The sequence below is a fragment of the Lutibacter sp. genome, from assembly GCF_013041805.1.
Taxonomy (GTDB): domain Bacteria; phylum Bacteroidota; class Bacteroidia; order Flavobacteriales; family Flavobacteriaceae; genus Lutibacter.
Genome location: NZ_JABDRI010000089.1, coordinates 1 through 7,456 on the forward strand (window position 1 = coordinate 1; position 7,456 = coordinate 7,456).

6 protein-coding genes, 1 tRNA gene and 1 pseudogene are annotated in these 7,456 nt (G+C 29.1%); 7 read left to right on the plus strand and 1 reads right to left on the minus strand.

Annotation, left to right across the window (positions count from 1 at the left end):
* Positions 1-38 precede the first annotated feature (38 nt).
* From HKP59_RS10820 to HKP59_RS10835, 4 genes are all read left to right on the plus strand, one after another.
* Positions 39-109 (plus strand) — tRNA-Gln (locus tag HKP59_RS10820).
* A gap of 272 nt (positions 110-381) precedes the next feature.
* Positions 382-2,400 (plus strand): ATP-binding protein, encoded by a 2,019-nt coding sequence (locus HKP59_RS10825; RefSeq protein ID WP_291806720.1) that lies wholly within the window; start codon positions 382-384, stop codon positions 2,398-2,400.
* Positions 2,401-3,051: a response regulator transcription factor gene (locus HKP59_RS10830; protein ID WP_291806721.1), complete on the plus strand. Its 651-nt coding sequence runs from the start codon at positions 2,401-2,403 to the stop codon at positions 3,049-3,051. It begins immediately after the preceding gene.
* A gap of 139 nt (positions 3,052-3,190) precedes the next feature.
* Positions 3,191-3,862 carry a hypothetical protein gene (locus HKP59_RS10835; RefSeq protein WP_291806723.1) on the plus strand — a complete coding sequence of 224 codons (672 nt, stop codon included), beginning with the start codon at positions 3,191-3,193 and terminating at the stop codon, positions 3,860-3,862.
* A 35-nt stretch (positions 3,863-3,897) separates the two neighbouring features.
* Here HKP59_RS10835 and HKP59_RS10840 read toward each other — a convergent pair whose 3' ends face one another.
* Positions 3,898-4,728, minus strand: a complete 831-nt coding sequence (locus HKP59_RS10840) for a universal stress protein (protein WP_291806724.1) — start codon at positions 4,726-4,728, stop codon at positions 3,898-3,900.
* Between the two features lie 166 nt (positions 4,729-4,894).
* Here HKP59_RS10840 and rimP point away from each other — a divergent pair, with 166 nt between their 5' ends.
* The 3 genes and pseudogenes from rimP to HKP59_RS10855 all read left to right on the plus strand — a co-directional run.
* A complete protein-coding gene (rimP, locus tag HKP59_RS10845) occupies positions 4,895-5,359 on the plus strand; it encodes a ribosome assembly cofactor RimP (RefSeq protein WP_291806726.1) in 465 nt (154 codons plus the stop codon).
* A gap of 12 nt (positions 5,360-5,371) precedes the next feature.
* Positions 5,372-6,631, plus strand: coding sequence for a transcription termination factor NusA (gene nusA / locus HKP59_RS10850; RefSeq protein ID WP_291806727.1), 1,260 nt, complete (start codon positions 5,372-5,374; stop codon positions 6,629-6,631).
* A 41-nt stretch (positions 6,632-6,672) separates the two neighbouring features.
* Positions 6,673-7,456, plus strand: a pseudogene (locus HKP59_RS10855) (translation initiation factor IF-2); the annotation flags it as partial.

A 7,456-nucleotide genomic window follows, 5' to 3' on the forward strand; every position in this document is an offset into this window, starting at 1 on the left:
TTCAATAAAAACTTTGCATTAAATTTGCAGCCTTAAATTGACCTATGGTGTAATGGTAGCACTCCGGTTTTTGGTATCGTCAGTCAAGGTTCGAGTCCTTGTAGGTCAACTTTAGTAAACCGTAAACTCTTGTAAAATAGTGATTTACGGTTTTTTTTATACTTTAATTGCAGGCTGTTAATTTATTTATTTCTATTCATTTGATGTTATTTTTGGTTACAGAAAGTCGCGAATAGTTTTTTGACAAGTTTAAAGTCAAACTTCAAATATACTCATCGAGATAATTTGCACTTTAAATGTAAATATTTTGGAGCTTTTTTAATAAATAACTATTGATTTTATAATTTAAAAAATATATTTGTACAAAAGTGTCAGGCTTCAATGAAATATACTATACCTATTTTCTTTTTACTTTTTTCGATAGTTGTATCAGCACAAAATGAAGATATTTCTGTTAAAATAGATGCTTTAAAAGAAAAAATTAGTCAGTCAACAACTAGTGAACGTTTAAATTGGCTAGATAGTTTAAGTACTTTAGTTCAATACAAAACAGAATATCAGTACGATTCTTTAGTAACAAATACTATCACACATGCGTATTTATTAGATTCATTGAATATTGCTATTAACAGAACTGCAGATTTAATTTATTATAAAAATAATATTATTGGTAAGCCAACTGAAGGATTAGAAATATTAGAGAAATTTGGAGCAAAGGACGTGCCTTTGAAAGATAATTATTCTCTAGCTAGATTGTATTTAAACGGAGCAGATAGTTATTTTTTTACAGACAGACTTGAGGAAGCATTAGACATGTATAGAACTTCCAAATTGTTTGCGGTTAAAGCAAAAAATGATAGATTGTTAGGTTTTGCAAACTTGTATGAAGGACAAACTCTTGAATCTTTAGGTAACTTTGCAGAGGCTTCTCAAAATTATAGGAAAGCATACAATTACTTTTCAATAGTAAAAGATACGTTTAATATTATTAGTTCTAAAAACTCATTATCTATTTTGTACAGTAAAAATGGATTTTATGGTGACGCCCAAAAAGAGCGTGATGAATATATTGCTCTTTTACAAATAACAAATAATTATGACCAGCTTGCAACTTCTTATTTCAATGCATCTATCGACTATTTTAAATTAGGAATGCCAGAGAAGCAAAATGATAATTTATTAAAAGCCTTAGAATTTTGTGAGAAATCAGAACGTTCAAATTTTATTAAACCCACTATTTTAAATACGTTAATTATTGCCAATGCACAAAATAATAATTTGGACGCGGCAGAAAAATATTTAAAAGAAGTTGAAAGTAACCTTGAACAAAATACTAAAGGCAGAAATAATAACCTTTATAAAGAAGCTCTAATGCATATGGCTTTTAAAAAAGAAAACTATAAAGAAGCACTAAAGATAGGTAAAGAGTTGTTGGATTATAAAATTAAAAAAAGAGAGCCTGAAGATATTGAGCGTGTTGAAAAATTTATATCTGAAATCTATGAAAATTTAGGCGATTCTAAAAATTCTTTAATTCACTTAAAAAAACATATACAATTAAAAGACTCTATTAAAAGTGTTCAAAAAGTAAATGTTTTAAGTTATTATCAGACACTTTATGAAACAGAAAAAAGAGATTCTAAAATTAAAGAGCAACGAGAAAATATTAACCTGTTAAATGCTCAAAACAAAAGCAAAACTCAATGGTTTATATTTACATCTACAGGATTGGTAAGTTTATTTGTTTTTATATTTCTGGTTCGTTCCAAAAATATAGCTTCTAAAAAGAGAAAGTTACAAGAACAGTTTACGCAAGATTTAATCAAGGTGAAAGAAAATGAAAGCACAAGGTTAGCACGAGAATTACACGATAGTATTGGACAAAAGATGATGTTGCTAACTAAAAAAGTAAAATCTTGTGGGATACAAGATATGAATGAATTAGCTGACAGTACACTCGAAGAATTACGAAATATTTCCAAAAATTTATATCCTTCCATTATTGAACAAGTAGGTATTACTTCAGCAATTATTGGCTTAATTGATGAAGTAGATGCCCATACCAGTTTGTTTTTTACCAATGATATAGATACTATTGATGGGCTTTTAAATAAAGAAACGAATCTTCATGTGTATAGAATTTTACAAGAATTATTATCAAATTGTGTAAAACATGCTAAGGCAACTACTATTTTTGTGACATTAAAAAAGAAAGAGAATAGCATAACTTTAACAGTTATAGATAATGGCAAAGGCTTTGATTTTATTAAAGCGAAAGAGACAACTAAAAGTTTAGGAATGAATACTATTTTTGAGCGTGCTAAAATTATTCATTCGAAGTTAAAAATAAACGCTGAATTTGGTAAAGGCACAAAAGTAAAATTAGTAATTCCACTTTAAATGCTTCTAAAAAAAAATATTTCTATAATTATTGCTGATGATCATCCCATGCTATTAAAAGGATTGTTCGAAGAGCTTGCAGAAAATGGGTACGAAGTTGTAGGAAAAGCTGAAAATGGATTAATTGCATTAGAATTAATATTAAAACTAAAACCGACCATCGCAATTTTAGATATAGATATGCCTTTATTATCGGGGTTTGAAGTAGTTAAAATGGCAAAGGAGAAAAAAGTTTCAACTAAATTTATTATACAAACTTTTCATAAAGAAGCTAGTTATATAGCACAAGCAAAATCATTTCAAATCAAAGGGTATTTATTAAAAGAAGATTCTTTCTTTGAAATAGAAAAATGTATTTTGGCGGTTGCAAATAACAGAGAGTATTTTAGTTCTTCTATACAGCATATCTCTACAGAAAATGAATTTAATGAACTTCATAAACTGTATTTATTATCTTCTTCAGAAATAGTGATATTAAAGCATATTTCTAAGCAAATTTCAACAAAAGAGATTGCTGAATTATTAAATGTTTCTGTAAGAACTATCGAAAAACATCGAAGTAATATTATTGGAAAATTAGATTTACAAACAAAGACGAGCTCTCTATCAAATTGGGCGTTTATGCATAAAAATACAATCCTAAATTTATAAAGTATCCCTATCTTTTTGAAATACGTGTTGTTTTGTAGATAAAATTAAATCACTTTTTAATAACTACGTAGTTCTACGTAAATATTACGTAGTACCACGTATTTCATTTTTACTTATGGTTTTTTATCTTAACCATCTAATGAAAAAAGAAAAGCAAGGTTCTATTTTTGTGGCACATAGTGATAATAATTATGTACTAGGTTTAACTATTGGATTAAACCAGAATGGATATTCCATTATAAAACAAACCAAGGCTGGTACAGAAGCCTTGCAATTTATATTGCAACACCAACCTGTTGTTGCTATTTTAGAAGCTGAACTTCCTTTGTTATCGGCATATGATATTATTAAAACGGTAAGAAGCAAAGAGATTACTACTAAATTTGTAGTTGTTTTTCCAACTAAAGAACTGCCCCTGCTAACTCCGTTGACAGTTGCAAAAATACACGATGTATATTACTGTACTTCTAGCATAAAAATAGTTTGTAAAGTATTAACTTATTTATTTGATTCACCTAAAAGTTGGCTTGGGAATTTGATTGCACAAAAATTTCATAACGCTACTCATGATAAGTTAAAAATGATGCAATCATTATCAAATGATGAGTTGACGTTGTTATTAAATTTAGAAGATGTTCAATATATCGAAACTCTTGATGATACTTCAAAATCACTAGAAAACATATCGAAAGATAAAAAGGATAAACTAGCAACTATCGCATTAAAATTAAATAGTAATCCACTTCATTTAAAAGAGTGGTCAACCAAGAATAATACAATTTTGAAAGCATTTGCATTAGGTATTTTTTAAAGCAAATAATATTCTAGTTTTTAATACAAGTTTTATCAAACCTTAAACGTAACAACTGGTAATTTTGCATGGTTAGTTAAGTCTTCACTAATACTTCCTGTAAATAAATGAGCTAAACCACGTCTACCACTTGTATTTAATAGAATAACGTCGGAATCAATAACATTAGAGAAATTTAAAATCCCAGATTCAATAGAAACATCGTTATAAATATTTAAGGTATAATCTCCTAAATCATATTCATTAATGAAATTTCTAATGGCATCACTAGATTCTTTTGTAGTTTCAAAATTATGAATTGTATTAATTTTTAATAAATGCAATCTTGCATTAAAAATAGCTGCAAAATCTAATATATTTTGAAAGGCCACTTTATTTTTTTGTTCAAAGTTTGAGGCAAAAACAATATTTTCAATTTTAAAATTATCAACATCTTGTTTAATTACCAATACAGGAATATCAGAATTTCTAACAACTTTTTCAGTGTTTGATCCTACTAACATTTCTTCAAGTCCTGAAGTTCCTTTAGATCCCATTACTATTAAATCGGCATGTTGTTTTTTACTTTCATCAATAATTCCATCATAGGCTTTATGAAACTGCACAGAATCTTCAATTTCTATACCTTTAAAAAAGGGTAGTTTTTTAAAATCTTCAAATTTTTCGTGGGCACGTTTTAAAAATAATAAGGTAGTTGGAGTATTATTTGAATTTCCAAAACTTGATGGATCTACAATACCTGTAGGTAATTCAAGCATATGGAGTAAAAATATTTTTGCATTTGTAAGTCTAGCAATATCTGAGGCAACTTTAGCAGCATACCTTGCTTGTACAGAAAAATCAATAGGGACTAATATATTTTTCATAAAAATTTAATGTAAAATTTGTGATGTGTCAGGTAAAGTTAATAATTTTAATTTAAAAAAAAGAATGAATTTTTATCAATTAAAAAAATCTTACTATATTTGCACCGAATTAGGACAATTTAGAAGGATAGGAGGGGACGGTAAGTCCCCTCTTTTTATACAATAAATGGATAAAGAAAAGATTAAAGGTTTATTAAAAGATGCTCTTGAAGAAAATTCGGAATTATTTTTAATTGAATTAAAATTTTTAGCAGATAATAAAATTTTTATTGAAGTTGATAGTGATCAAGGAGTTTCTTTAAAGGAATGTATACGAATTAGCCGAGGAATTGAACATAACCTAGATAGAGACGAAGAAGATTTTTCATTGGAAGTTACTTCTCCAGATATTGCAAAACCTTTAAAAGTAAAAAGGCAATATGTTAAGAACATCAATCGAATACTTGAAGTGAAACTTAAAGATAATTCTGCTGTTCAAGGTGAATTAACAAAAGTTTCGGATAATGAAATTGAGTTAGAATGGAAAGCAAGAGAACCAAAACCAATAGGAAAAGGTAAAATAACTGTGGCTAAAAGTAAAATAGTGCAGTTTGAAGATATATTAGAAGCAAAAGTGAAAATAATATTTTAATTAAGAGAATGCATGGAAAATTTAGCATTAATTGAGTCATTTTCAGAATTTAAGGGAGATAAGAACATTGATAGAGTTACGCTTATGGCAATACTTGAAGAAGTGTTTAGAGCTGCGTTAAAAAGGAAATTTGGATCGGATGATAATTTTGATATCATTATTAATCCAGATAAAGGAGATTTAGAAATTTGGCGAAACAGAGTTGTGGTTGCTGATGGAATGTCTGAAGATGATAATGAAGAAATTGAACTATCAGAAGCTCGAAAAATTGAACCTGATTTTGAAATAGGTGAAGATGTATCTGAAGAGGTAAAGTTAATTGATCTTGGAAGAAGAGCAATTTTAGCCCTAAGACAAAATTTAATTTCAAAAATTTATGAACACGATAGTACAAACACGTTCAAACACTTTAAAGATTTAGAAGGTGATATTTATAGTGCAGAAGTACATCACATTCGTCATAATGCAATTATATTGTTAGATGATGAAGGTAACGAGATTGTGTTACCAAAAAGTGAACAAATACGTTCAGATTACTTTAGAAAAGGAGATTCTGTAAGAGGAATTATTAAAACAGTGGAGCTGAGGGGAAATAAACCAGTAATTATTTTATCAAGAACGGCTCCTGAATTTTTGGTTAAATTATTTGAGCAAGAAATTCCTGAAGTGTTCGACGGTTTAATTACCATTGAAGGAGTTGCTAGGATTCCGGGGGAAAAAGCAAAAGTTGCTGTGGACTCTTATGATGATAGAATTGATCCTGTTGGAGCTTGTGTAGGTATGAAAGGTTCTCGTATTCATGGAATTGTACGTGAATTAGGAAATGAAAATATTGACGTATTAAACTATACTAAAAATACACAACTTTTTATTGCTAGAGCCTTGAGCCCTGCGAAAGTTGTATCTATGGTTATTCATGAAGAGGAAGGAAGAGAAGATGGAAAGAAAGGAAGAGTAGATGTGTTTTTATTACCAGAAGAGGTTTCAAAAGCAATTGGTAAAAATGGGGTAAATATCCGATTAGCTTCGCAGCTAACAGGATATGAATTAGATGTGCAAAGAGAAGGTGTACAAGCAGAAGATGATGTTGAATTAACCGAATTTTCAGATGAAATTGAAGCTTGGGTAATTCAAGAATTCAAAAAAATAGGTCTAGATACAGCACGAAGTGTTCTAGAAAAGGACGTAAATGAGCTTTTAAAAAGAACAGATTTAGAGGAGGAAACTATTTTGGAAGTTCAAAAAATATTAAAAGAAGAATTTGAAGATTAGCATCTTTAAATTTTAAAATAATTGGCTAAAAAAAATATTATATGGCTGACCACAAAACATTGAGACTAAACAAAGTATTAAGGGAATTAAATATCTCCTTAGATAGAGCTGTAGAGCATTTAGCAAGTAAAGGTATTGAAATTGAAGCTAGACCTACTACAAAAATATCTAATGAAGATTATGAAGTACTTTTGGATGGTTTTCAAACTGATAGGAGTAAAAAAGTTGCTTCAGAAGGCTTAAGTGAAGAAAAGCGAAAAGAAAAAGAGGCAATGAAAATTGCTCTTGAGGAAAAGCTTGAGAAAAAGCGACTTGAAGAGGAAGCTAAAAGAACTGTTGTCAAAGCCAAAGCTGAAAAATTAGAAGTTAAAACGGTTGGTAAAATAGAAATAGACAAAAAGCTTTCAGAAAAGGATAAAGAAGAACCAAAACCTATTGAAAAAGAAGAAATTGTTGAGGTTCCAACTGTTGAAATTGTAGAAAAAGATGTTCAGAAGGTTGAAAAAGTTGATGTAGTTAAAAATGAAGCTATTGAAGAGGTTCCAGTTAAGAAGGCCGATAAAGCTGTTGATATTGATAAGCCAAAAATAGAGCCAAAACCTAGCAAAACAGAATCAACAAAACCAGTAGTTGAAGAAACTCCAAAAACGAAACAAGTTGATGCTGAAGTGCCAGAAACTGATCAAGCAGAAAGTGATGTTCCGAAAACTATTGAAACCCAATATAAAAAATTAGAGGGTCCAAGAATAACAGGTAAAACTATTGATTTAAAGCAATTTGAAAGGCCTAAAAAGAAAAAACCTGAGGCGGTTGTAAAAAAGGAGG